We start from the raw sequence: 25,471 nt of genomic DNA on the forward strand, positions 1-25,471 counted from the left end.
CCTGCTCAGGAAGAGGGGGCTTTTTTGTTAGGAGTAATATTTAGGAAAGCGAGGAGACGGTCTAAATCCATTTGGCTAATAACACCAATCGAGCGAATAGGGCGTTTCACCAGGTTTTGTTTTAACGGTATTAAGCGTCCTGTATCAACATAAGAGTGCTTCGTTAAGCTCGCTTGTTTCCACTCAAGCAATTCGAAATAAACCTTTTTAATTCGCTTCGATTTATTTTTATACTTGCTGGTTATTCTGAAAACAAAAACGTAAATTCGATCAACTAGTAAAATAAGCGCAGGGCGTCTTTTTCCATCTTGGGATTTTTCAAAAACAATAAAGGCACTAACGATTTCACCAGTCTTCATTCAGCCACTCCAGTAGTTCTTCTTTTGTATCAATTGGCTTACCGATTGGAACCAAGCGGACAATCTCATCAATCTGAGCTTCGCGTATTTTCTGTTTCATACCGACTTGAACGGGCAACTTACCAGTCTCAATGATAGAAGTCAGAAAGTGGTAAATTGCGGTTGTTGTCGTCATACCAAACTTCTCAAGGATAGAGTCAGCTTTGTCATTAACGTACGTGTTGATTGGGATATTCGTTACTGTTGGTGTGTCCATAGTATTTCTCCTTTTCAATGTTATTCAGTTGTTTTTCTAATGGCAGTATACGCCGATATCAAGCGATTTGTAGCAATTTATTTTTAAGCAGAATATTATTCAAATACGTAATATTATGCGGGAGTATATGCAAAAATTTATCCTACTTTTTACCAAAATGCCTCCGCCTTAGTGGTCATAATTTAAGCCAATAAGCCGTCCCCATGAACAGCCCGTTCAATGTTACAATAGTACCCAAGAAAGCAGTCTATTCTGATTAAAGGAGAACGTTCATGCAATTTCTGCATTCCATCTTTATGTTCACGCTCATTCCAGCAATTTGGCTCACGGTAGGGGCCTACTTCTTGATTAAGAAGAACCGTTACCGCTTGCTGTCGGGGATGGTGGTGAACACAACAATCATCGCGTACTTCGTTGCGCTGACGGCATTCATCATCGACATCAATAACAGCACGGTTGGCCTAATTTACGGTGGCATTTTGTTCTTGCTCTTACTGCCAATCATCTTCTTCATGATTAGCGCGGCCTACCTGTTCATCTGGAACGGAATCATCGTTTGGCGCCGCGAAAGCCATTCCCTTGGTAACGTTTTGACGCTTGCCATTGGAATCTTGCTCATCGTTATTCCAGCATTCTTCACCATCACAAAGGACTGGTGGCCCAACAGTAAAATTCTGACGTACATGCAAAATACTTATTCCTTATTGATGCTGTACGTCGTATTCTGGGTTTTGACCTTCCTCACGTCATACGTGTTGACGAAAGTTGTTCACCCAAAGTATGACAAGGATTATGCCATCGTGCTTGGATCGGGCTTGATTGACGGCAAGATTGTTTCACCGTTGCTCGGTTCTCGAATCCAGGCCGCCATTGACTTTCAAAAGAAACAGATGGAAAAGTCCGGCAAAGCCCTCAAGATCATCATGTCTGGTGGACAGGGTGGTGACGAGAAACTGCCCGAAGGTGTTGCCATGAAACAATACGCTTTGGACAAGGGTGTCTCGGAAGACGACATCCTCGTTGATGACCAGTCAAAGAATACGTATCAGAACATGTTGTATTCAAAGCAGGTGATTGAAGAGGCTGGTTTGAATCCGCAGGCTGGTATCTTTACGACCAACGATTACCACGTGTTCCGTGCCGCCGGTTTCGCCCGTGCGGTCGGTTTGAACATTGACGGGGTTGGTTCAAAGACGAGCAAGTACTTCTTGCCAAACGCCTTGATTCGCGAATACATCGCCATCTTGCTGCGCCACAAGCGTTTTCACGCCGTCGTTGTGGCTTTGATTTTGTTACTGAACGTGGGTGTGTTCTTTAGTTAATAAACAATTTAAAGCAAAAGTTAGCACTATCTGACACAGGTAGTGCTTTTGTATTTTAAATAAAGCTGTTTGCTTTGTATAAAAATGATGATATACTTTCTCTGCTAGGGGCGTCATTTGACTGAGAAGTACCCTTCGAACCTGAACTAGATCATGCTAGCGTAGGGAAGTGCTAAAAGATTAATTCTGATTTTTTCGTACACCTCCCTGCCATTAAAAGCAGTGGAGGTGTTTTTATTTACGGAGAGAAATAACTGAATAGTTAGCACTAGGGGCGTCATTTGACTGAGAAGTACCCTTTGAACCTGACCTAGGTCATACTAGCGTAGGGAAGTGCCTCCATAAATAAGTGGATGCTTTTTTCCTTTTATTTGACGGCGGCTTTTTCTATGCAAAAGGCCGCTTTTTATATTGATTCTTTTGGATTGAAAGGAAACACAAATGGAAGTAAACAAAAAACAATGGGTTGAAAACGGACTGGGCGGACTCCAGCACTTATTCGTGTCAAACGCCTGGCTCGACCCAATCTACGTCGCAGCAGCCGCCGGCTTGTCACTCAACCTCTCAACGAACTTGATCAACACGATCTTCATTTTCTCTGGATTGGTAACGTTGACACAAGTCACAAAGATTGTGCGCTTGCCAATCGTGCAAGGACCATCTGCCGCCTTTGACGGTTTGATGATTAACGCCGGGAAGTCTGGCCAACTGGCAGGGGCTTCTGGCTCAATTCTAATTTCAGCCCTCATCGTCTTTTTCTTGTCTGTCACGGGACTCATTAACAAGCTCGTGAAGGTTTTGACGCCAGCCATTACTGGAACGTTGATTTTCTTAGTTGGTATTTCATTGTCAGGCTTTACTTTGTCTGAATTTTTGGGTGGCTTCCCAGGTGGTGATACGTTTGCGACTGGGCAAACACTTTTCTTGTCCATCGTAACTGCCTTGGTCGTTATCTTCCTTTCTGTCTTTGGAAAGGGTTTCTGGAAGCGCTTCTCATTCCTAATTGCCTTGGTTGTCGGTGACATCTTGGCCTTTTCAACGGGAGCTGTGAACTACGGTGCTGTTGCCGACAAGCCATGGTTTGGTTTGCCACACTTCATGCCATACGGTGGTTTCAAGTTCGACTGGGCGTTGTTCTTGACATTTTTCATTGCTTACATTGTGGCCGTTTGTGAATCATTGGGTGTGTACCAAGCAGCAGGGGATGCCATCGAAGAAAACATTTCAACGAAGCGCATGCGAAACGGTTTGATTGGTGAATCATCTGGTTCAATCATTTCCTCACTCTTCGGAGGATTCCCAACAACCGCCTTTGCGCAAATCGTTGGAATCTTGAAGCTCACTGGAAACTTGAGCCGTGTGCCAATCGTCATCGCCGGAACGTTACTCATCCTCATGGGATTTGTGCCAAAGATTGGAGCCTTCTTGGCTTTGACGCCTGACCCAGTTATTGGTGGAATCTTCTTACCAGCTGTAACATCCCTTGTCATGGTCGGCTTCAAGATCATCAAACGCGCTGAATCAACGAACGCCAACCAAATGATTATCGGGCTTTCCATCGTCTTGGCCATTTCATTGCCAACGTACGCCACTGGATTTTCTGGTTTGATGAAGGAATTACTTTCAAACGCAATCTTGATTGGGGCTGTATCATCAATTGTTTTGCAGACGGTGCTCATCAACATCCCCGCATTCTTTAGCAAAAAGCGTGCCAATAATGCGGAATAAGACGACAGAAATCCAGGACAAAATTCTGACTTTTATTCATGAATCAGCGGAGGATACCTCCAAAGTCGCTGGCGGGGGCCATCGCTTTTCCAACTTGGCTTTGGACGTTTTCTCTTACCAATTTCAAAAGAACGAACCCTACCGAAAGCTCGCGATGCTGAAGGGGAAAACGCCACTCACGGTTCGTTCCTGGAAAGATATCCCGTTGATGCCCATCCAGGCCTTTAAGGCGGTGGACCTAACGACAGTTGGTAGCCCAGAACCAGAAGATGTGTTCTATTCCTCTGGTACCACGAACCCAGAAAACAAGAGTAAGCACTATTTATCCGACTTAACGGTTTGGAACGCTTCGATGAAGGTCGGTTTCCAGAAGTTTGTTATGGGGAATCGTGACAAGATGACGATTTTCTCACTCTTTCCAGGGGAGGAGGAGAACCCAAATTCATCTCTTTCACGCTACATCGATACCGCCATTGACTTTTTTGGAACCCCCGGCAGTCAAAGCTTTGTCCAAAACGGAAAAATTGATTACGACGGTTTTGTGCAAGCACTCGAAAGTGCCATTCAAAAAGAAGAGGAAATCCTTATCATTGGTGCCTCTTTCTCATACGTGCACTTGCTTGATTGGTTAAAAGAACAAAAGAAAAACTGGCAGCTCCCGAAGGGAAGCTTTCTGTTTGATACCGGTGGCTTTAAGGGTAAGTCAAAGGAAGTGGGGATGGAAGACCTCTACGCCGCAATGGAGGAAAGTCTTGGTGTCAAGCGCAATCAAATCCTAAACATGTATGGCATGACCGAGATTAGTTCGCAGTGCTACGACGATGCCATCATCAAGGCCAATGCCGGTGAAGCACCAAGTTATCTTAAGCAAACGCCTGACTGGGTCCACGTTTTGGTTCTCGACCCAGAGACAATGAAGCCGCTGCTAGACGGGGAGAAGGGTATCTTAGCCTACTATGATCTTTCGAACTGGGAATCATGCGTCGGTATTTTAACCGAAGACATGGCGATTAAGACCGAAGCTGGTTTCCAACTCCTCGGACGGGCGAAAGGCGCTGAAGCTAAAGGTTGTTCCATCGCCTTGGACGAACTATTGAAAGTAAAGTAATGAATAAAACGGTAACGACGATTCCTGTTTATCACTTACCAAGTGTAATTACAGGACTGGAATTCGAAGAACTAACAATTGAAAACGCCCATGGCAGCGTGAAGATGGTGTCACCTGTGCTATCAACTGACCTCATCTCAAAGCTGGTGGTCTCAGTTAAGGAAAAGCAGCGGGCCTACCTCAAAAAGCAAACAACGGCGCAGATTATCGACGTAATCGGTGAGGCAGCAGAGAAGTGGACCGACCCGAATTATCATTTGCGCCAGTTAGCTTTAAAGACGCTGCCCATCGTGACGGGTTATGACGCTTCCATGATTGAACTTGAGCTAAAGCGCTTCATCCGTTTGTTCCGGAAAAAGAATTTAAGACGCTTTGTTCAGTCGGAAATTGGGCTGTTTGGCAACGTCTTAGACGACTTTCAACCGAACGCGAGCGGTGGCTTTTCAAAGTTCTACGGGCCAGACCTGATCTTCCAAGTTTTTTCTGGAAACGTACCCGGGATTCAGCTTTGGACCTTGGTGACCGCGCTCTTGGTTAAGTCGCCAACTATTGGTAAGTTAACCTTTGCAGAGGCCATCATGCCATCGCTTTTCGTTTCGAGCTTAGCTGAGGTTGACCAAGAGCTGGCCGACTCTATCGCTTTAGTCCCCTGGCGCAGTGAAGAAGGAAAAGCACTAGAGGAAGTAGCGATTGAAAAAGCCGACGCGATTATTGTTTACGGTGGTGAGAAGACCGTGAACAGCATTCACGAAAAGGTTGGTCCGAACAAAAGGGTCCTAACATACGGCTACAAGATTGGCTTTGCTGCCATTGGCAAGGAAGCGCTCACCACTGACCGCTATCCAAAGTTGCTTGACGGGCTAGCCGCTGACATCGCGCTCTACGATCAACAGTCTTGCTTGGCACCACAGTCCGTTTTCATCGAAGAGGGTGGTGCAGTCTCACCGCTTGAGTTCACGAGCATGTTGAAGAACGCCTTGGCGAACTTCCAAAGCAAGCATCCGCGGGCTAGACTTTCAGAAAACGAACTGATGAGCATCGAATCCGCTCGTCAAAAAGCGGAAATTGAAGCCTTTACCGGTGCAGAAACAACCGTCTTCAAAATCGAAAAAAATCTGGACTACACGGTCGTTTACCATGGCCGGGTTGGTTTTGAACCATCACCGCTAAATCGTTTCATTAACGTCTTTGCCGTTTCTTCGCTCGATGAGATATTGAACGTTTTGACGCCTTATGCCCAGTATTTACAATCAGCTGGACTAGCCGTCGCGCCCAAGCGTTTATTCCGCTTAGCAGACGAATTAGGAGCTGTTGGCGTCAATCGTATCGCTGCCATCGGGGAGATGAATCATGTCCCAAGTGGCTGGCACCATGACGGAGGCTTTAACCTGTTGGATTTGGTACGAGTAACCGACATCGAAGCCAGTGCCGAATACGCAAGCGAAAGCTTTGATTCGGACGTGGAATAGGAGAGAGACATGCTATTAGAAAACAAAGTAGCGCTTGTGACCGGTGGGAGCCGTGGAATCGGAGCGTCCATATCAAAGAAACTCGCCTTAGCCGGCGCTTTTGTGGTCGTGAATTATCTTAAAAACGAAGCAAGAGCCAACGAACTCGTCGAAGAAATTGAAGCAGACGGTGGCCGGGCTTTGGCGATTGTCGCTGACGTTCGGGACGAAGTGGCGGTCCAAACGATGATTAAGCAAATTGAGCAGCAACTTGGTGTGCTCCACATCGTTGTGAACAACGCCTTCACACCCTACGAGTTCAATCCGAAGAACCGCAAGATGTTAGCCGACCTCACGTGGTTTGATTACCAGAGCCAAATTGACGGGAGCGCGCGTGCGTTGATGAACGTGATGCAGGCCGGGCTCCCAGTCTTGAAGCGCAATGCTTCAAGCAAGGTCGTGAACCTGACCTCTGATTTGGTCAACATACCCGCGACGCCATACCACGATTACGTGGTGGGGAAGTCCGCAGTCATGGGTTTGAACCGAAGCATGGCCGTTGAGCTTGGCGCCTTTGGTATCGCTGTGAATGCGATTGCACCGGGCTTAACTTATCCAACGGAGTCCAGTCAGTTTACGAAGCGCGACGTTCGTGATGCGATTATTGAAAAAACGCCAAGCCAACGCCTAACAACGCCGGAAGACGTGGCTGGAACCGCGCTCTACTTAGTCTCTGACCTTTCCGCCAACGTGACTGGGCAGTGTCTGTTTGTGGACGGCGGTTTGCACATGGGTTAGGGGAGAGTTGCGATTAGGACTACTAGAGTCAGGCCCGACCTATCTCGGATTTTGCTTTATAATATCACGGTTCATAATAATCGGTTATTGTTATTTGCGACACTTTTTAGATAGAAGTGTTAGACTAAACAGGTACAAAATTTCTGTTTTTATATAGGTTGCACCATGACACAAGAGATTAAAGAGTCTAATATCGCGCTGATTTACTTCGCTTACCAGGAGTTCTCGCAAAACATTGACTTCGCCCACTATCAAATTTCAAAGACCCAGCACCGAATCCTCTTTTTGGTGAGCCAGTTGAGCCGTCCAACCATTAAGAAGTTGCTGTCGATTATGAAGCTCTCCAAACAGGGGTTTACGAAGGCCTTAAAAGAGCTTGAAGAGCGAAATCTTATCCTGACCAAGCCTTCAAAAGATGATCCACGGGTTAAAGACCTCATCCTCACAAAAGAGGGGAAGGAAATGATTGAAGCCCTGAATCAGGATCAGAGTCAAAAGATTGACGCACTGCTGCAAAAGCACGATGGGGACTGGAAAAAGACCCTGGACGACATGGTGGACAATTATTTGGAATATTTTTAAAAATTAAAATCAAAAACATTTTTTAACAATATTGACAATCGAACAGAAAAGGCGTAATTTCTTATAGGTAAACTTGGTTGACCGAAATTGCGCCTTTTTCCTTTGCCTAAAAAGCGGCAATCAAAAGGGCCATAAAGCTGTGCGACACACGACATGCGGTTTACTAAGTAACGAAAATTAATTATCAGGGGGAGAAAATGAATCAAGTAGTTCAGTTCGGAACGATGCAGATGCTGGTTGAAAGCCTATTGGACGGCTTTGTTAGCACGAAGGACGTCTTGTCAGCCGGTGACTATGGAATCGGTACTGGCGAAGGTGTTGATGGTGAACTCGTCATCATTGACGGCGTTGCTTACCAGATTGATGGAGAAGGACAAGTCCACGAGGTTGGTCCAGACTTCCCAATCGCGTTTGGAAACGTCCACAAGGGCGACTTCCAATTCTTGAACGAGTTTGAAAACATCACGTTGAAGGAACTCCAGGAAGAAATTTTGAAGGCCGTGAAGACGACGAGCCTCTTCTTTGCTTTTAAGATTGAAGGGGACTTCGACGCTGTTCAAACACGTTCAGCTAACAAGTCATCACGTCCATGGCCTAGCTTGAGTAAGATTGCCGAAGGACAAAACGTGTTCGACGCAAAAAACGTTGGTGGAACGATGGTGGGTTACTTCTCACCAAAGTTGTTCCAAGGAGCCGCTGTTCCTTTCTACCACCAACACTTCTTGTCAAACGAACACAACTTCGGTGGCCACGTCCTCAGTGCTAAGTTGAAGCACGTTAAGGTTTCCGTCCAAATGCTTTCTGGATTGGACCTTCGCTTGCCAGCAGACAACGCCGACTACCGTGCTGCTGATCTGAACCAATTGGATCACTTGAACGGTGCCATTAAGGCAGCCGAATCATAATATTCATTAACTACCCACTAAACGAAAGGATGAGCAAGGGATAAAGCCTTGCTCAATATGCATACTTATGTCAGAACAAAAATTTGGGGCCGATATCGTCACCCAGTCACTCATTAACCATGACGTCGACATTGCTTTTGGAATTCCTGGAGCAAAGATTGACCGTTTGTTCGAACGTTTTGATCACCCACAAGCTGGTCAAAAGACGCCAAAGCTTTTGGTTGCCCGTCACGAACAAAACGCCGCATTCATGGCCCAAGCCTTTTCACGTATCACGGGTAAGACCGGTGTTGTTGTGGCAACGTCAGGACCTGGGGTTGGAAACTTGGTTACTGGTTTGATGACCGCTACTGCCGAAAACGATGCCGTTTTGGCCATCGGTGGACAAGTGCCACGTAAGGATTTGAACCGTTTGACGCACCAGTCAACGGACTCCGTATCATTGTTTAAGTCCATTACAAACTACTCAGCCGAAATCCAAGACGCAAACAACATCTCAGAAATCATCGCAAACGCCTTTGCGGCCGCTAATGGTCCAAAGAAGGGTGCAGCATTCGTTTCATTGCCACAGGACGTGGACGATGCACCGGTTTCAATCGATGCTTTGCCAGAAGTTCCAGCCGCTAAACAAGGTCCTGCTTCACTTGCAGACTTGAAGTGGTTGGCAGAACAAATCAAGAACGCTGAATTGCCAGTCTTGCTCGTTGGTGCCCGTGGTTCTGACGACGCAACGGTCGAAGCGTTGCACGCCCTCTTGGGTGATACTAAGTTGCCAGTTGTTGAAACGTTCCAGGGAGCAGGGGTTATCTCACGTGACTTGGAAGAAGATTCATACTTCGGTCGTATCGGTTTGTTCCGTAACCAAACGGGTGACAAGTTGTTGTCAAAGTCTGACCTCGTTGTGACGGTTGGATACGACGCCATCGAATACGAACCACGTAACTGGAACAAGGAAAACACCTTGAACATCGTGGCCTTGGACACGGTTGCTGTCGAAATCGACAACAACTACGTTCCAAAGCGTCAATTGGTTGGAGACTTGGCACAAAGCTTGTCAATCTTGGCTGATGACATCAAGGGATACGAAATCCCAGCCGCTGGTAAAGCTGTTTTGAAGGAAATGAAGGCTGACTTGGAAGCTGCTTCAAAGCCAACTTACACGCCAGCTGAAGCTCACTTGAACCACCCATTGGACGTTGTGGAAGCCATCCAAGCCCACGTAACGGACGACATGACGGTTTCAACTGATATCGGTTCACACTACATCTGGATGGCCCGCCACTTTAAGTCATACGTGGCTCGTCACTTCTTGATCTCAAACGGTATGCAAACGCTTGGTGTTGGTTTGCCATGGGCCATGACGGCCGCAATGGTACGTCCAAACGCCAAGTCAGTTTCAGTTTCTGGTGACGGAGGATTCTTCTTCTCAGCCATGGAATTGGAAACGGCTGTTCGTTTGAACTTGGATACGGTTCACATCGTATGGAACGACAACGCTCACTACGACATGGTTAAGTTCCAAGAAGAAATGAAGTACGGTGAATGTGCCGGTGTTAAGTTCGGTAACATAGACCTTGTAAAGTACGCTGAAAGTTTCGGTGCCAAGGGATTGCGTGTTGAATCACCTGATCAATTGAACGCCGTCTTGGACGAAGCCTTCGCAACGCACGGTCCAGTTGTTGTGGACGTGCCAGTTGACTACACGCACAACTACGAATTGGGTTCACAATTGATTGAATCTGAAGGATAATAAACGAATAAGCTCGCCTCGTATGAGACGGGCTTTTTTATTATGGATTTTATAGCCGGTAAAGTCGCACCCGTACCGGGGCGAAAACGTGGGAATTGTTTTAAAACTTTTCCTGTTTTTAAGAGACGGTTAGCGCTGCCAATGTCTAATAAAGGGCAGTAGACGTGGGCCTGGTTCGCTTTTGACTTTGCCAAAGCCAAGAAGAGGTGGGATAATGGACGCAACGTAAACGTTCGAATGAAACCACATAAGGAGGATTTTCATGAAAGCAGCAGTATTTGTTAAGCCTGGCCAAGTCGAGATGCAAGAAATCGACAAACCAACGATTCAGGGACCAAAGGATGCCGTCATCAAGACGGTTCGTGCCTCGGTCTGTGGTTCAGACCTCTGGTTCTTCCGTGGCTTGTCTGACCGCAAGTCAGGCGCTCAGGTCGGGCACGAAGCCATCGGAATCGTCGAAGAAGTCGGCTCTGGCGTAACGAACGTGAAACCCGGGGACTTCGTCATCGCACCGTTCACGCACGGTTGTGGGGAATGCCAGGCCTGCCTCGCTGGCTTCGACGGCGACTGCTTGGACCCAGAGAAGTCAGGCTCAACGGGTTACCAGGCCGAATACATCGGCTACAAGAACGCCGACTGGTCACTCGTGAAATTGCCTGGCCAACCCGATGATTATACGGACGACCAGCTCAAATCATTCATGACTTTGTCAGATGTAATGGCGACTGGTTACCACGCCGCCTTTACCGCTGAGGTGAAGAAGGGTGACACGGTCGTTGTCATGGGTGACGGTGCTGTCGGCCTCTGTGCCGTTTTGTCAGCCAAGTTGCTTGGCGCCAAGCGAATCATCTTGATGTCACGACACGCTGACCGTCAAGCCATCGGAAAGGAATTCGGTGCAACCGACATCGTTGAAGAACGTGACCAAGCAGGAATCGACCACGTTATGGAACTGACGGGTGCTTGTGCGGACGCCGTGCTTGAATGTGTTGGAACAGAACAAGCCGTTGCCACTGCCGTTAAGCTCGGTCGTCCAGGTGCCATTGTTGGGCGCGTTGGAATCCCTCAGGATCCAATGATGAACACGAATGAGTTGTTCTTCAAGAACATCGGTTTGCGTGGTGGAATCGCAGCCGTTACAACGTACGACCGCGGATCTTTGCTCAAGGCCGTTTTGGATGGTGAAATCAATCCTGGTAAGGTCTTTACCAAGCAGTTTGAATTGAAGGACATTCAAAAGGCCTACGAGGCAATGGACAAGCGTGAAGCAATTAAGTCATTGTTAGTGTTTTAAAGCGTTGATTAAATAAGAAAAAGCAGCCCCTTTAGGAGGTTGCTTTTTTAGATTAGTTTTGAGAAGGGAATGAACGGGGCAGGCTCTTGCTGCGGTTTCTCTGCTTGGGTGGCAGCTTGTCGACCAATCACCTTCTTCAGCCAGTAAGTGCCAATCCATTTTCCGTTTTTAAAGCCAATATCATCGAACTTCGCAGTGATTTCATAGCCCATGTGCTGGTGGAAAGCGATACTATTTTCGTTTTCTGAGGTCACACAAGCTGTAACGTTCACCACGTTTTGCTGCTTTAAAATATCCTCGATTGTTTCGTACAATCGCCGGCCAACGCCTTTCCCTTGAGCGTCTTTTCCTATGTACACTGATACTTCAGATGACCATTGGTAAGCCTTTCGTTCGCCGTATGGATGTGCATAGGCGTAACCGAGAATGTGATCGTTTTCGATGGAAACGAGATAGGGATAGTTGGGTAAGATTGCCTGAATGCGCTGCTGAAAATCTTGTACAGATGGCACTTCGTATTCGAAACTCGTCGTGCTGTTTTCAATATGTGGACGGTAGATTTCTAATAGTTTGTCGGCGTCTTCTGGACTGGCTGTTCGAATTTGCATGTTGGCCTCCTAATAGAAAAGTGTTGTTGAAGCGAACCGGTTTTATTTCGCTCTATTGATTAAACAAAAGGATAGCATAGTTTTCATTTTTTGTTTTGAAAAATGAGAGATAAATTCACATTCTGTTTTAAAAGGCTATTTATCAATGTTTTTATCTTCACTGTTAATGTTTATTTTTAATATTTTTATCATTTTGTGTTGACAAGGTGATTTTATACTGCTATTCTTTGTGTATCGAACAGCGACAGGAAGAGTAAAAAGCAGCGGTTCCACAGGGAGTCAACGGTTAGTGAAAGTTGACGTACTTAAGCTTTTGAAAATGGTCCTTGAGTTCTTAGTGAAGGTGAGCAACTTGTTAGCCAACACCGGGTGCGCCCGTTATCGCGTCAGGGTATCGCTTTTTTAGCCGTACCTATCGAGTAGGAAGTAGTGATGCTTTCTAGAATTCAGGGTGGTAACACGATTTTAGTCGTCCCGTAGTCTTTTGACTACGGGACTTTTTTTATTGCCCAAATTTAAGAAAGGTAAGGGGAGAAGGAATAAAAGAGACGGCCTAGGGTACTGCTTTGAACCAGCCGTCAAATAATAAACATCTAGGTTAAGAGAGTAACGATAAAAGACATACAAAATGTGTAGAGGAGTACAACATGACAACAAGAGATTTATCACAGGAAGTAGTGGCTGTCTTAGGAGCTGGAGCAGTGGGACGTTCATTAGCAGCCGACTGTAAGCTAGCAGGAAACACGGTTCGTCTTTACGATTTACCAGAATTTGCCAAAGAATCATTGAAGGACTTGGACAAGTCAGGAATTGAGGTTGAAGGGTTCGAATGGAACAAGTACAACTTCCGTCGATCAGGAGTCGCACACTTTGACCTCGTCACAGACGATTTAGAAAAGGCTTTGGATGGCGCACAACTTGTTATCGTTGCCGTCCCATCAATCGGACACGATGCTTTCTTCAAGAAACTTGCACCGGCCTTAAAGGACGGACAAATCGTCCACATTCTGCCAGACAACTTCGGGTCATTGAAGCTTCGTAAGGAGCTTCGTCAGATTAAAAGCGAAGTGAAGGTGATTATCGGGGGCTGGTCAAGTACACCATACGGAACACGAATCGTGAAGCAAGCCGGAATTGATTCCAAGCGGGTGTTCTTCCGCTACCGTGCCATCTCCTTGCGTGGTGCAGCGTTGCCATCAGCTGATCAAGAGGAATTCTTGGAAAGCTCAAAGCGATTGGGGTGCTTTGATTCCGTAACATTCGGTGATGGGGCTGACAGCGGTGACACGGTCTTGGACATTGGCTTCTCAAACGTGAACCCAACCTTGCACTGTCCGGGTTCAATTCTCGGTGCAGCCGTAATAAAAAACTACGGACGCGTCTTTGGTGGAAACGACAAGTCAGACTTCTCCATCTATTCACACGTTTACACCGAATCTGTCTCAGAAGTTCAGTATTCCTTCTACCAAGAAGAGGAGCAATTGGCCAAGAAAATTGGGGTCGACATGCAACACTATCCTAAGGAAACGTTCTTCTCTCGTTCGAACATCCTGGGTCCCGAATACATGGGTGACGGTTCCTTCTCTTCATTCGACGAGCAATTTGAAATGGCCTTTGGAACTGGTCCGTTCGACATCCAAAACCGCTACGTGACCGAAGACATTCCGGTTGGTTGCCACATCTACCATGAACTTGGTAAGAAGTTTGGTATTCAAACGCCGGTCATCGACAGTATCATTACGCTCGGTTCTGCGATGCTCCAACGGAACTTCTACGACGAAGGGGTGACGCTTGACGACCTCGGCATCGGTCACTTGAACCAGCAAGAATTGTTGTATTATTTGAAAGTGGGTACCTACAAAGCCAACTGAAAGGAGTCTTAAATGACGAATAACTATCAGAATAACTGCCATTCGTTTGCTGGCTACACCATCGGTATTTTGGCCCCAAACTTGGACTACGAAAAGACGGTCGGAAACGTGGCCAACGCCAATACCTTTGATTTCCCAGTGTTATACGAAATCGTCGACATTGACTTGGAACTACTCTTTAAGGGTGATGCGTCATTAAACGAAACTATCGTTTCTGCAGCAAAGAAATTGGAAGAAGCAGGTGTTCGGGCCATCATCGGTGCTTGCGGTTTCTTCGCACACTTCCAGGACGTTTTGAAGAATAACGTTAACATACCAGTCTTCACGTCAAGCTTGTTGCAGGTGCCGTTGATTGAAAGCTCACTGGCATCTGACCAAAAGATTGCAGTGTTTGCAGCAAACGGTGAGAACATCAAGAAGGCCTTGAGCGCCACTGGAAATCACAACGTCGACCGCTACGTTTTAGTCGACGTTACACAGTTAGATGAGTTTTCACCCATTCGTTACGGTGTAAAGACGTTGGATAATCATGCTTTGGAGGTCGCTTTAGCCGATTTGGCAAAGAAGACCGTGGAAGCTGATCCAAGCATCGGTGCTGTGTTATTGGAATGCAGTGATCTGCCACCGTATGCCAAAGCGGTGCAGGAGAAAACGGGCTTGTCCGTCTTTGACTTCAACACCCTCATCAACTTCGTCCACCAGGCAGTGGACCAACGACATTATTAAACAAAAAGTATAGGAAAAGAGAATAATAAAATGAGCAAAATTGCTAAAATTATCACAGCAGCAATCGTACTAATCGGGGTCGGTTATTTCAGTTTCGGTCACCACGAAAAGGCGTCAGGAAATGAAACATTGACCGTCGGCATCATGTCAGGTGACAAGCGGACCGACGAACAGTGGGACATCATCAAGAAGAACGCTAAGAAGGAAGGCTTGGATTTGAAGATCAAGACTTTCACGGACTACACGCAACCAAACGCGGCTTTGACGTCGGGTGATATCGATGCCAACGCTTTCCAGCACTACATCTTCTTGAACGACTGGAACAAGACGCACAAGTCTGATATCGTGCCCGTTGCGGATACGATTGCCGTTGCCGGACGTTTGTACTCGAATAAGCACAAGAGCTTGGATGAAATCCCGAACGGCGGAGTTGTGGCCATCTCAAACACAAAAATCACGCAGGGACGTACTTTGCTTACATTGCAAGCTGCAGGCTTGATTAAGGTCGACTCAAACGTGAAGGACCCAACCTTGAAGGACATCACGGAAAACCCTAAGAACCTGCAATTCAAGGAATTGGGAACGGATCAACTCGTTCGTGTCTTGCCCGAAGTTGATTTGGCATCCCCAGATTCCAGCTTCATCGTTGGAGCCGGTCGCAGCATCAAGGATGCCATCTGGGTTCGTCCGTTGGACAAGAGCCAACACGACGGTGTGAACATTATTGCCACGACGAAGAAGAAGGCTAAGAGCGATGCCATCAAGAAGTTCATCAAGGCTTACCAACAAAAGAACGTGGCAGACTACATCGATAACAAGTCTGGTACTGGTGAAGTAGCCGTTTGGGATGACCCTGCATTCAAGAAATAATTTGCGTTAAACTAGTAGACAGGAGGTGTCGCATGGTTAATGGCGTACAAATCAACGATTTATATTCATTAAAGAGTCTGACCCAGCCCGTATCGGTCGGTAACAATGTCTATTTCTTGGCCAATCGTTTAGATAAGGAAAAAGACGACTATCAATCTGATATTTACTGTCTTGATAGCAAAGGGAATGTCAGTGCACTTACTAAAAACGGACTAAATACGGACTTAATCGCATCACATGACAGCCTGTTTTACCGTCATCAAGGCAAGGACGGTGTCTTTCAAATCGTCCAGCATCATTTGACTGACAATACGCATGAAATCATTACGCATGGTGATTCCGTTCAACAGATTGTTTTAAATAAAGGACAAAACACCATCTTTTATAAGACAGTTCGAGAGGGAAATGACTTAGATGATCTGGGTATTCGTCATGTGACTCGTGTCCAAAACAGTGCCGATGGGGTGGGGTGGTTGCCTGAAAGCAACACTTACTCCTTGAACCGATTGAATCTCACGTCTGGACAAACGGAAACGCTCTTAAACAAGAACGTTGATTTCAGCTTAAAGGCTGTTGACGAAAAGGGCGCTTCTGTCTTGTACATTAAGGCACCTGAGCCTCAATCCGATACGGAATTGGTCGATGCGCGTGGTGTTTACCGCTATGACTTTGAGACAAAGCAAGAAGAATTGATTACGGAAGCCATTCCTGAAGGCCTCTTCACCGATGCTTTGTTCTCACCAGATAACAAACAAATCGCCATTATTGGTTCAACTTATAAGGACTATTCAGCAACCGCTAACCAGTTGTTTGTCTACGATGTAGAAAGCAAGAAGCTGACGAATGTGAGCCCAAGTGAAGACTTAGATATCGGTTACGGACACAACGTGGATAGTGATTTGAACCGAAATCGTTCATTCTTGGGCGGACGTTGGTTAGCTGATGGACGTTATTTGTTCCAAGCATACAAGCGTGGTCACAGCCAACTGTATATCTGGGATGGTAAGAGTTGCCATCTTATTGATAACAAGAAACGGGACGTCTATGACTTTAGCATCATTGACGATAAAAGCATTTTGATTGCGACATCAACGCCAGAAAAGGCGTCGGAATTGAAGCACTTGAACTTGGCTTCGGACCAGGAAGAGCTGCTTTATAACGCCAATGAGGAATATGAGGAAAACCATCGCTACGCTGAAGTCGAGAAGTTCTCGTACGCCTCAAAGGACCAGCTCGTTGCCATTGATGGTTGGTTGACTAAGGCGAAGACGGATAAGAAACAAGCACCACTGATTTTGTACATTCATGGAGGTCCGCACGCCACCTATGGTGATACGTTCTTTCATGAATTCCAGGCATTGGCTAACGCCGGTTTCAACGTGCTATACACGAATCCACGCGGCTCGTTGACGTACGGCAACGACTTTGCCACAGCGGTCATGGGTCATTACGGTGAAGTTGATTACGATGACGTGATGGCGGGTGTGGATTACGTTCTGGACCAATACGGCGATATCATCGATCAGAAACAGCTGTACATCGCTGGTGGATCATACGGTGGCTTCTTGTCTACTTGGGCCATTTCACATACCGACCGCTTTAAGGCGGCCATTGTGCAACGCCCAGCGATTAACTGGTCGGACTTGTACTTGAACTCAGACATTGGCACTCGTTTTGTGACTTCTGAGCTCGGTTGTGATTTGTACAAGGACGAGGGTGCTCCGGCTTACTACTGGGAAAAGTCACCGTTGGCCCATGCCGACAAGATCAAGACGCCAACGCGAATTCAGCACGGTGCCTTGGACCGTCGCTGTCCAACGAGTGGTAGTCATGCGCTGTTCCGTGCAATTAAGCAGACGGGGACGCCATGTGATTACATCTTATATCCTGATTCATACCACGGCTTATCACGTAACGGTAAGCCATCACTCCGTATCCAGCGATTGAAAGACATCGTGGAGTGGTTTGAGAAATATTAGCCGTTAATCATACTTAATATAAAGGACCTGTAATTATTTTTACAGGTCTTTTTTTAATACTTAAAATAGAGCGCTTGATAAATAACTAAACATTCAGTTATAATTAATTTATGCGAAAATACGACAAAGAAAAAGATGAACGCATTAAGCAATCTGTCATTGAAGCAACGAACGAAATTGGCGTTGTGAGTCTGACTACTGCGAAGATTGCGAAAGAAGCCAACGTCAGTCCAGCGACACTCTACTTGCGTTACGAGAACAAAGAAGATTTGATTAGTCGTATTTACGAAGAAGTTAAAGCTGATTTACACGATGGCCTTAACGACGTTATCGATGAAGAGATGCCATTAACTGAACAGATTCGACAGATGATCAAATATAGTATCAAGCGGACAAAGCAGTTTCCAAAAGAGACAAATTTTATCCGGCAGGTCATGAGTAATCCAGCGCTGTTGGACGAGCATGCCCAGCATTTTGTAAGTAAACGAGATGATGTTGTGTCGCTTTTACTGGAACGCTTAGATGCTTCTGATGATTTTTCTTATCCCAATCGAACTAGTGTTGAAACTTTGTTAGGATTTCCAGCACAAGTTTTTGAACAAAACCCCAACCAGAGTGAAGAAATTTCCGATGAATTAGCAACGATGGTTATTTCAGCCATCTACAAAGGAGAATAAACATGGCAAAACGAGTATTGATCACCGGTGCAACCGACGGTATTGGTAAGATTACAGCCCAAAACCTCGCCAAGATGGGGCAAGAAGTGATTGTTCACGGACGCAACGCCGAAAAAGCAAAGGCTGTTGTTTCAGAAATTAAGGAAGCAACTGGAAATCAGAACGTTGATTACTTAATCGCTGATTTAATGGACCTCAGCGCGCTCGATGGTCTTGTGTCAAATTCAACCAGAAATACGATCACTTGGACACGCTCATTAACAACGCAGGAGCCGTTCTCAGCGATTCAATCGTGAAAACGAAGGATGGCCTTGAAGCAACGTTTGCGCTCAACGTGATGGCACCCTTCTTCTTGACGAAAAAGTTACTTCCTGCGCTTCAAAAGAGCGACGAAGCACGTGTAATCAACATGTCTTCAGCCACATACCGAATCGCTAAGCCGGATGCGAATGATTTCAATTCCTTTAATAACAAATCTGGTCAGAGCCGTTACGGAACAAGCAAGCTCTACGTAATCTTAAACACGCAGACTATGGCAGATATGTTGAAGGAAAAGGGAATCAAGAACGTGACAATCAACGTTTCTCACCCTGGTGCCGTTGCCACAAAGTTTGGCCAAGATAGTAACCTTGGTTTCTTCAACAACTTGATTTATAAGTTTGCTGTCAAAGTCATGCCCGCACCAGCAAACGGTGCGATCACGAACACTTACTTAGCCTCAGATGCAGGTGTAGCCAATGTCAGCGGTGTCTTCTTTGATAACAAGAAGAATCAAATCAAGCCAAAGTTTAGCGCCAAGCGTCAAGCATTAGCAAAGCTTTTGTACGAATACTGCGAAAGCATTCTGCAACGCTTTGAATAAGAGAAGAGTAGGTCGCTAAAGAATTGAATGTAAAAGAAAAGGACGCCTTGCTGTATAGAAACGGTGAGATGTCCTTTTATCAATTAATCATTCACTTTAATATTATGTGTTAAAATTGATAGCAAAGAAAAAGTAAATACTTTCAGAGGATAATGATGAAAATACTAGTAATTCAAGGTCACCCAGATTCCAAATCCTTCACGCACGCGAATGCGATGAACTATGTCGAAGCTGCGAAATCAGCAGGTCACGAAGTAAGTCTTATTGACCTAGCTAGCGAAGATTTCGATCCCGTTTTGGCGTACGGTTACCGCCAACACATGGCAGATGAAACATTGCCTAACCGTTACCAGAAAATGATTCAGGAAGCCGACGAATTGGCTGTTTTCTATCCGGTATGGTGGGCTGGTGAGCCCGCAATCTTAAAGGGATTCTTTGATCGGACCTTCATGCCAGGGTTCGCTTTTAAATACGAGTCACCAACGAAAATTAAAAAATTGCTCAAAGGTAAAACTGCTAAGTTGTTCATTACAAGTCATGGACCAGCATGGTTTACTAAATCATGCTTTGGAACAAGCATTTATCGAATGAAGCACTTAGTTCTAGGTTTTGTAGGAATTAAAGTTAAAAAAGTACTAGTGATGGGTGACATGAACAACCAAAAAGATACGCTAGCTAGGCGCGAAGCATTTATGAAAAAATGTGAAGAACAGGTATAACAGTTTTATATTCAAAAAGAAAAGGACGACCTCCGTGTGAAAACAGGGGGCGTCCTTTTTGGTATACTGATACTAGCTAATCAAATTAGAATTAAGTTGATTAAATCCGGAGTGAGAAGGACATGACAGATCAAAAACAAGACAAGTTTGAAATGGTGATTACGGCTGATGACATTACATCTACCGATTCAGAATTTACACTGAATAATCTCCGCCTTGGCGATGCTTATAAGCCAATTGACATTGTTTTCCAAAAGAATACTGGTGAAACGATTGAACGCCAACGAGAAAAGGGCGAACACCAGGTTTCGAACCAGAAGATTCCTCGGCTTACTTGCCAAATCTTTCAAAAGCAGTTAAAGGCTTTGTCGCCAAGGGAAAAGAAGGCGTTTCCAATTTGTCGAGACTCATTATCATCAGAGGTCATTCGTGGCATTTATCCAAGCAAAGAAACGCTCAAAGAATATGAAAATGATTTTAGATCTGTAACCTATACCTGTTCTGACGGGAGCCTGATGGTTCTGTACTGTTGGAACATCTTCTCAACACTAATTTTTGTGTAAGAATGTCTCAAGCGTTTTGGTCAAGAAGGCGACAAATTTATCCTGACTTACAAGCGCGTAGAATCCGACGAAGAATATATTGAAAACGAAATGACAAATTCAGACAAAGATCGAATCTATTATTTAAACGCCTTTTCAAAAACACTCCAGGAATCAAAAAACGTGATTTTTCGTGGGGCACCCGGAACTGGGAAATCATACTTGGCAAAGGAAATCGCTGCCGACATTATTAGTGGAGGACACGTTAACAACTATGCTTCACTGACAGATGAGCAAAAGAAGCAGGTAGAGTTTGTCCAATTCCACCCGAGCTATGATTACTCTGATTTTGTTGAGGGGCTCCGGCCACGAGTAAACGATGACGAATCATTAAGTTTCCAGCTCGAAGATGGTATCTTCACAAAATTTGTTAAAAGGGCACAAAAGAACTTGGACAACGCCAATAAGAGCCAAGAAAGCATTGAAGAGCAAACTGCTGCTTCAAATACGCTAAACGAGTATCTTTCCAACATTGAATTAGGCGTGGATGAATACTCCATCTTTAGTGGAACTAAGTTCTACATCACAAACGTTGATGAAAGTCATATCAACATTTTAATTCCTGAGAATGTCGCTACTAAAACGCTAAAAATCAACAAGAATGAGATTCTCTCAATGCTTGAATCAGTTAAAGATTTTAACCGGTTTAAAGATCTGACTGAGTTTTTCGGAAAGCCAAACGGTAGCCAGGCTTATTCCTACGACTTAGCTATCTTCAAGGACTTGAAGTCTAAGGGAATCGACACAGGAAAACCTGACGTTGAGCCAGAAAAAGTGAAGCCATTCGTTTTCATCATCAATGAAATTAATCGAGCTGAAATTTCAAAGGTTCTCTGAGAACTCTTCTTCGCTATTGACCCAGGCTAACGTGGACAAGCTGGCGCAGTGGCCACCCAGTATGCAAACTTACATGACAATCCAGAAGATAAGTTTTATGTCCCTGAGAACGTCTACATTATCGGAACGATGAATGATATCGACCGTTCAGCTGAAAGTTTTGACTTTGCTATGCGCCGCCGTTTCCGCTTTATTGAAGTGAAGGCTGAAGATCACTTGGAAATGTTGAACACGCTCGATAATGAAACGAAACAGGAAGCTATCCAACGCATGACAGCGTTAAACGATGCTATTTCAAAGGTCGATGACCTGAACGAAAACTACCATGTCGGAGCTGCTTACTTTTTGAAGCTAACGTCTTTGACTTTTGACGAGCTATGGGAAGATCATTTACTTCCTTTGCTCCAAGATTATGTCCGCGGTTTGTACGACGAAGATGCGCTTTTGGAAACGTTTGCGGAAGCTTACGGATACCCATCAGAAGTAGGTGATGTTGATGGAAACGTTGAGGCTTAAAGATAATTCAACGCATATAAAAAATGCCTTTCATCCAGTCAAAGGCATTGTGGAGCGTATCGCTGATAAGACTTTAGACCAGCTCGAGAAGTATGGCATCTTTGTTTTCCCTGATTCGGTAAAGAATGCAGAAGACCTCACCAAGGATCAGATGATTTTGAAAAGCAGTAATAATTGCTACGAATTGGGCAATGTCATGGGTTTTCTAGGCTACAAAAATGAGCGTCTAACCATTGAGTCGCGATTTACCAAGAATCAGCAGGACTATTTCTTACAGTATATGTTGGAAAAGGTCATGCACGTGCCAAACGTCCTGGATCTGAACACAACGGCTAATCAGGATAATCGTTTGTTCAATCTGCTGCTCTTCATGCTTCCTTACTACTTGAAAAAGGCCATGCGTAAGGGAATTTTGAAGACTTATATCAACAGGAAATATAATGATGCGAACCCCACGGGAACGGTTGATATCGCGCGTCATATCAAAGAAAATACGCCGTTCATCGGGAACATTGCGCACACTAAGCGAGAGCTTTCCTACGACAATAATTTGATGGAATTAATACGTCATACTATCGAGTTTATTAAGCACCGTCCGAATGGGCATGTTTTGCTTGGTAAAGTCAGAAACGAGGTGCACTCAGTTCACGATGTGACCAACGGCTATTCTCCAAGGGAGAAAGCCAAAATACTCCAGCTAAACAAAAAGAAGCTGATTACTCATGCGTACTACCATGAATACAGAGACTTACAAAAGCTCTGCATTATGATCTTAGAGCACGAGAAACACCAATTCGGTTCTGGCAACCGACGGGTCCACGGCATTTTCTTTGATGGTGCTTGGCTCTGGGAAGAATATATTAACACGCTAATTGAAGACAAGTTCTATCATCCCATGAATAAGGGAGGCAAGGGGGCACAACGCCTCTTCTCAACTGACAGCAGTCAGATTGGTTTGATCTATCCAGACTTTATCAGTAAGGATGATGAGAATTGCATCATCGCGGATACCAAATATAAGCCAATTGGCAATATTGGGAACAAAGACTATCTACAAGTGTTAGCCTACATGTTCCGGTTTGACGCCAAAAAAGGTTATTATATTTACCCCGATAAAAACGGAACAGTTGATCTACAGATGAAACTAAATCAAAGCTCAACTTACGAAAAGAACGTCGCTGAACGTGGCGACGTTGAGGTAACGAAGTGTGGTTTAAAAATTCCGCAGGATGCGGAATCGTATGAGGACTTTGTGGTGAAGATGGAGGAGAGTAAAAGATGTTTGTGTCTAAAATTTTGAAATGAAATATTAAAGTAAAAAGGGACAACACTCGTAAATAAAACGAATATTGTCCCTTTTTAAATTCGAAACTAAATTAATTTTTACGATTTTTCACTTTTACTTTTAGATTCATTTTTAAATAAATCAGAGCTCTTTGTGATAATGAATCCCAAGAATAACGTGTTATTTAGAATAAGCATAAAGTTATAAGTGAATTGTCGAAGTGACAGGTTTTGAATGATTTTAGAACGTGAATCAGCAATCCAAGATGGATAACTTGCAGCATCCGTTAGGTTCACATCTTTGATTTCTTTCCAAGCATCATATTTACTTATCTTTTCATATTTATATGAAAGAAATGATTTCTTAGTAAAATCAACCTTCTGAAATTCAGCTTCATTATAAATTAAAAGACTGCCAACTGTATTGTTTGTCGGGATAGCTCTTTTGACCAAAGTGTTCAGATCAGCTTCTTTTTTCTCATTAACAAGCCATAATGAACTGAATAACTGATATTGTCTTTTTCGATACTATGACTGACAGAACCATAGGGAGAACCATTTACCATCATATTCCTTGATAGAACATCACGGTCTATAATAATGATTTTGTCCAAATTATTTGCCGTATTAATTAAGCAAAAAATTTCTAAACTCAACAAAAAGATACCAAATATTGAAGAGTAATTTTTTTCAATATGAAACAGCTTTACAAGAATAATAACAATATATGATCCTACAGTGAAAAACAAAATACTATAAAGTAACTTTAAAGTATTCGAATTTTTCATAGGAAGATAATTAATCACTCTCATAAAGAAATACCACAATCCTGAATAAACTCCCAGAGCAACAAACGTAAATAAACGTCGAGTGATTTTCTTGATATTGATGGCTTCAGCTTCATTAAAAAAAATAGTTATGAAGCTCATAGCGCCTAAGGACATAAAAATAGGCAAGTATAAGTAAAGTAAATTATCTTGAGTTTGAATAAAACCAAATCCACAAAAAATAAAAAATGACAACAAAGCGTCAATTCCCATAATAAGAGAAAAGGCCCGATTTGGAGTTAACTTTTCTGAATACATTATATTTTTAGTAGTTTTGAGATTAATTGGTAAATAAAAGGTGCAGTATTATTAATAAGATGTTCCATACAAATTTACCATAATTCTTGTGGGGCTTTTTTTTCTAATCTGTTCATATATCTCTCTAAACCTTCCTGATTCATTATTCTCTCCTGTTCTGCAACTTGTAAAATAAAAGTTAACAGAGGTGCTTAAAGCCTAGTCATGCTAGTCGGTCTCATATCCTTTTGACATGTAAAAGTAAGCCAACTCTGTTGGCTTATTTTTTTGCACTTTTTTAGAAAAAATTAGATGAAAAAACATCACAAGCCAACCATCCAGGAACCAAAGGACGCCGTCATCAAGACCGTCCGCGCCTCTGTTTGTGGTTCCGACCTCAGGTTCTTCCGCGGACTCTCGGACCGCAAGTCGAGCGCTCAAGTGGGACACGAGGCCATCGGAATCGTCGAAGAAGTGGGTTCTGAAGTAACCAACGTTAAGCCCGGCGACTTCGTCATCGCACCGTTCACCCACGGCTGTGGGGAATGCCAGGCCTGCCGTACCGGATTCGACGGCGACTGCCTGAATCCTGATAAGTCAGGGTCAACGGGCTCCCAGGCCGAATACATCGGCTACAAGAACGCCGACTGGTCATTGGTTGAGCTCCCTGGCCAACCAGCAAACTACACGAACGACCAGCTCAAGTCCTTCATGACTTTGTCAGACGTTATGGCAACCGGTTACCACGCCGCCTTCACCGCCGAAGTGAAGGAGGGCGACACCGTCGTTGCGATGGTAGACGGAGCCGTTGGACTCTGTGCCGTCATCTCAGCCAAGTTGCTAGGCGCATCCCGCATCATCTTGATGTCACGACACGCTGACCGACAAGCTATTGGGAAGGACTTTGGCGCTACGGACATCGTCGAAGAACGTGATCAGGCCGGAATCGACCACGTCATGGAATTGACGGGCGCCGGTGCCGACGCCGTCCTCGAATGTGTCGGAACGGAACAAGCCGTGGACACGGCCGTGAAGCTCGGTCGCCCCGGTGCCGTTTTTGGCCGCGTTGGAATTCCACAGGACCCAATGATGAACACGAAGGACCTCTTCATGCGCAACATCGGACTCCGCGGTGGAATCGCTGCCGTGACGACCTACGACCGCGGTTCACTCTTGAAGGCCGTTCTGGATGGCGAAATCAATCTAGGCAAGGTCTTTACGAAACAGTTTGAGCTGAAGGATATCCAGAAGGCCTGCGAGGCGATGGATAAGCGTGAAGCAATTAAGTCCTTGCTTGTCCTTTAAG

At 44.9% G+C, this 25,471-nt stretch carries 25 protein-coding genes, 1 pseudogene, 2 riboswitches and 1 other annotated feature; of the genes and pseudogenes, 21 read left to right on the forward strand and 5 right to left on the reverse strand.

Annotation, left to right across the window (positions count from 1 at the left end; translation table 11 throughout):
- Nucleotides 1-5: 5 nt before the first annotated feature.
- Nucleotides 6-359 (reverse strand): type II toxin-antitoxin system PemK/MazF family toxin, encoded by a 354-nt coding sequence (locus G6R29_RS00650; protein ID WP_213808430.1) that lies wholly within the window; start codon nucleotides 357-359, stop codon nucleotides 6-8.
- Complete coding sequence (locus tag G6R29_RS00655) at nucleotides 346-615, reverse strand: type II toxin-antitoxin system RelB/DinJ family antitoxin (protein ID WP_213808431.1); 270 nt, start codon at nucleotides 613-615, stop codon at nucleotides 346-348. Before G6R29_RS00655 ends, G6R29_RS00650 begins: the two co-directional genes overlap by 14 nt.
- 272 nt (nucleotides 616-887) lie before the next feature.
- Here G6R29_RS00655 and G6R29_RS00660 point away from each other — a divergent pair, with 272 nt between their 5' ends.
- The 9 genes from G6R29_RS00660 (at nucleotide 888) to G6R29_RS00700 (ending at nucleotide 11,550) form a co-directional block, all read left to right on the forward strand.
- Nucleotides 888-1,937, forward strand: coding sequence for a YdcF family protein (locus G6R29_RS00660; RefSeq protein ID WP_213808432.1), 1,050 nt, complete (start codon nucleotides 888-890; stop codon nucleotides 1,935-1,937).
- 96 nt (nucleotides 1,938-2,033) lie between these two features.
- Nucleotides 2,034-2,122: riboswitch (TPP riboswitch) on the forward strand.
- A gap of 75 nt (nucleotides 2,123-2,197) precedes the next feature.
- Nucleotides 2,198-2,286, forward strand: a riboswitch (TPP riboswitch).
- Nucleotides 2,287-2,378: 92 nt separating this feature from the next.
- Nucleotides 2,379-3,665 (forward strand): solute carrier family 23 protein, encoded by a 1,287-nt coding sequence (locus tag G6R29_RS00665; RefSeq protein ID WP_213808433.1) that lies wholly within the window; start codon nucleotides 2,379-2,381, stop codon nucleotides 3,663-3,665.
- Nucleotides 3,655-4,773 carry a LuxE/PaaK family acyltransferase gene (locus G6R29_RS00670; protein ID WP_213808434.1) on the forward strand — a complete coding sequence of 373 codons (1,119 nt, stop codon included), beginning with the start codon at nucleotides 3,655-3,657 and terminating at the stop codon, nucleotides 4,771-4,773. Before G6R29_RS00665 ends, G6R29_RS00670 begins: the two co-directional genes overlap by 11 nt.
- Nucleotides 4,773-6,242 carry an acyl-CoA reductase gene (locus tag G6R29_RS00675; RefSeq protein WP_213808435.1) on the forward strand — a complete coding sequence of 490 codons (1,470 nt, stop codon included), beginning with the start codon at nucleotides 4,773-4,775 and terminating at the stop codon, nucleotides 6,240-6,242. Before G6R29_RS00670 ends, G6R29_RS00675 begins: the two co-directional genes overlap by 1 nt.
- A 9-nt stretch (nucleotides 6,243-6,251) precedes the next feature.
- Complete coding sequence (locus G6R29_RS00680) at nucleotides 6,252-7,019, forward strand: SDR family oxidoreductase (RefSeq protein WP_213808436.1); 768 nt, start codon at nucleotides 6,252-6,254, stop codon at nucleotides 7,017-7,019.
- 165 nt (nucleotides 7,020-7,184) lie between these two features.
- Entirely contained in the window at nucleotides 7,185-7,601 is a 417-nt protein-coding gene (locus tag G6R29_RS00685; RefSeq protein ID WP_213808437.1) for a MarR family winged helix-turn-helix transcriptional regulator, read from the forward strand.
- Nucleotides 7,602-7,798: 197 nt separating this feature from the next.
- Nucleotides 7,799-8,506: an acetolactate decarboxylase gene (budA, locus tag G6R29_RS00690; protein WP_213808438.1), complete on the forward strand. Its 708-nt coding sequence runs from the start codon at nucleotides 7,799-7,801 to the stop codon at nucleotides 8,504-8,506.
- Nucleotides 8,507-8,573: 67 nt separating this feature from the next.
- Nucleotides 8,574-10,256: an acetolactate synthase AlsS gene (gene alsS, locus G6R29_RS00695; protein ID WP_213808439.1), complete on the forward strand. Its 1,683-nt coding sequence runs from the start codon at nucleotides 8,574-8,576 to the stop codon at nucleotides 10,254-10,256.
- 262 nt (nucleotides 10,257-10,518) lie between these two features.
- The gene (locus tag G6R29_RS00700) at nucleotides 10,519-11,550 is read left to right on the forward strand and encodes a zinc-dependent alcohol dehydrogenase family protein (protein ID WP_213808440.1); all 1,032 of its coding nucleotides are present in this window, start codon (nucleotides 10,519-10,521) and stop codon (nucleotides 11,548-11,550) included.
- Between the two features lie 47 nt (nucleotides 11,551-11,597).
- Here the strand turns inward: G6R29_RS00700 and G6R29_RS00705 are convergent, their stop codons facing one another.
- Nucleotides 11,598-12,158 carry a GNAT family N-acetyltransferase gene (locus G6R29_RS00705; RefSeq protein WP_213808441.1) on the reverse strand — a complete coding sequence of 187 codons (561 nt, stop codon included), beginning with the start codon at nucleotides 12,156-12,158 and terminating at the stop codon, nucleotides 11,598-11,600.
- A gap of 232 nt (nucleotides 12,159-12,390) precedes the next feature.
- Nucleotides 12,391-12,638, forward strand: a binding site (T-box leader).
- A 167-nt stretch (nucleotides 12,639-12,805) separates the two neighbouring features.
- On the opposite strand from G6R29_RS00705, the gene G6R29_RS00710 reads away from it, so the two are divergent.
- From G6R29_RS00710 to G6R29_RS00755, 11 genes and pseudogenes are all read left to right on the forward strand, one after another.
- Nucleotides 12,806-14,029, forward strand: a complete 1,224-nt coding sequence (locus G6R29_RS00710; protein ID WP_213808442.1) for an NAD/NADP-dependent octopine/nopaline dehydrogenase family protein — start codon at nucleotides 12,806-12,808, stop codon at nucleotides 14,027-14,029.
- Nucleotides 14,030-14,041: 12 nt separating this feature from the next.
- A complete protein-coding gene (locus G6R29_RS00715) occupies nucleotides 14,042-14,755 on the forward strand; it encodes an aspartate/glutamate racemase family protein (RefSeq protein WP_213808443.1) in 714 nt (237 codons plus the stop codon).
- 30 nt (nucleotides 14,756-14,785) lie between these two features.
- Complete coding sequence (locus tag G6R29_RS00720; RefSeq protein WP_213808444.1) at nucleotides 14,786-15,625, forward strand: MetQ/NlpA family ABC transporter substrate-binding protein; 840 nt, start codon at nucleotides 14,786-14,788, stop codon at nucleotides 15,623-15,625.
- A 32-nt stretch (nucleotides 15,626-15,657) separates the two neighbouring features.
- A complete protein-coding gene (locus tag G6R29_RS00725) occupies nucleotides 15,658-17,604 on the forward strand; it encodes a S9 family peptidase (RefSeq protein WP_213808445.1) in 1,947 nt (648 codons plus the stop codon).
- A gap of 110 nt (nucleotides 17,605-17,714) precedes the next feature.
- Nucleotides 17,715-18,281, forward strand: a complete 567-nt coding sequence (locus G6R29_RS00730; protein WP_213808446.1) for a TetR/AcrR family transcriptional regulator — start codon at nucleotides 17,715-17,717, stop codon at nucleotides 18,279-18,281.
- A 16-nt stretch (nucleotides 18,282-18,297) separates the two neighbouring features.
- Nucleotides 18,298-19,140 (forward strand): annotated as a pseudogene (locus G6R29_RS00740) (SDR family NAD(P)-dependent oxidoreductase); the annotation flags it as partial.
- 158 nt (nucleotides 19,141-19,298) lie between these two features.
- Nucleotides 19,299-19,862, forward strand: coding sequence for an NAD(P)H-dependent oxidoreductase (locus tag G6R29_RS00745; protein ID WP_213808449.1), 564 nt, complete (start codon nucleotides 19,299-19,301; stop codon nucleotides 19,860-19,862).
- A gap of 122 nt (nucleotides 19,863-19,984) precedes the next feature.
- Complete coding sequence (locus tag G6R29_RS06490; RefSeq protein ID WP_238476840.1) at nucleotides 19,985-20,425, forward strand: hypothetical protein; 441 nt, start codon at nucleotides 19,985-19,987, stop codon at nucleotides 20,423-20,425.
- 90 nt (nucleotides 20,426-20,515) lie between these two features.
- Nucleotides 20,516-21,301: a hypothetical protein gene (locus tag G6R29_RS06495; protein WP_238476841.1), complete on the forward strand. Its 786-nt coding sequence runs from the start codon at nucleotides 20,516-20,518 to the stop codon at nucleotides 21,299-21,301.
- Between the two features lie 48 nt (nucleotides 21,302-21,349).
- Entirely contained in the window at nucleotides 21,350-21,817 is a 468-nt protein-coding gene (locus tag G6R29_RS06500) for a 5-methylcytosine-specific restriction endonuclease subunit McrB (protein ID WP_238476842.1), read from the forward strand.
- Nucleotides 21,798-23,117: an McrC family protein gene (locus tag G6R29_RS00755; protein ID WP_213808450.1), complete on the forward strand. Its 1,320-nt coding sequence runs from the start codon at nucleotides 21,798-21,800 to the stop codon at nucleotides 23,115-23,117. The genes G6R29_RS06500 and G6R29_RS00755 overlap by 20 nt, the downstream gene beginning before the upstream one ends.
- Nucleotides 23,118-23,200: 83 nt before the next feature.
- Here the strand turns inward: G6R29_RS00755 and G6R29_RS00760 are convergent, their stop codons facing one another.
- Both G6R29_RS00760 and G6R29_RS00765 read right to left on the reverse strand, forming a co-directional pair.
- On the reverse strand, nucleotides 23,201-23,554 hold the full coding sequence (locus G6R29_RS00760) for a hypothetical protein (protein WP_213808451.1): 354 nt from the start codon (nucleotides 23,552-23,554) through the stop codon (nucleotides 23,201-23,203).
- Nucleotides 23,555-23,559: 5 nt separating this feature from the next.
- Nucleotides 23,560-24,186 carry a hypothetical protein gene (locus G6R29_RS00765; protein WP_213808452.1) on the reverse strand — a complete coding sequence of 209 codons (627 nt, stop codon included), beginning with the start codon at nucleotides 24,184-24,186 and terminating at the stop codon, nucleotides 23,560-23,562.
- Between the two features lie 291 nt (nucleotides 24,187-24,477).
- Here G6R29_RS00765 and G6R29_RS00770 point away from each other — a divergent pair, with 291 nt between their 5' ends.
- Nucleotides 24,478-25,470 carry an alcohol dehydrogenase catalytic domain-containing protein gene (locus G6R29_RS00770; protein ID WP_213808453.1) on the forward strand — a complete coding sequence of 331 codons (993 nt, stop codon included), beginning with the start codon at nucleotides 24,478-24,480 and terminating at the stop codon, nucleotides 25,468-25,470.
- The last annotated feature ends 1 nt before the right edge of the window (nucleotide 25,471 follow it).

The sequence above is a fragment of the Fructobacillus broussonetiae genome, assembly GCF_018437275.1.
Lineage (GTDB): Bacteria > Bacillota > Bacilli > Lactobacillales > Lactobacillaceae > Fructobacillus > Fructobacillus broussonetiae.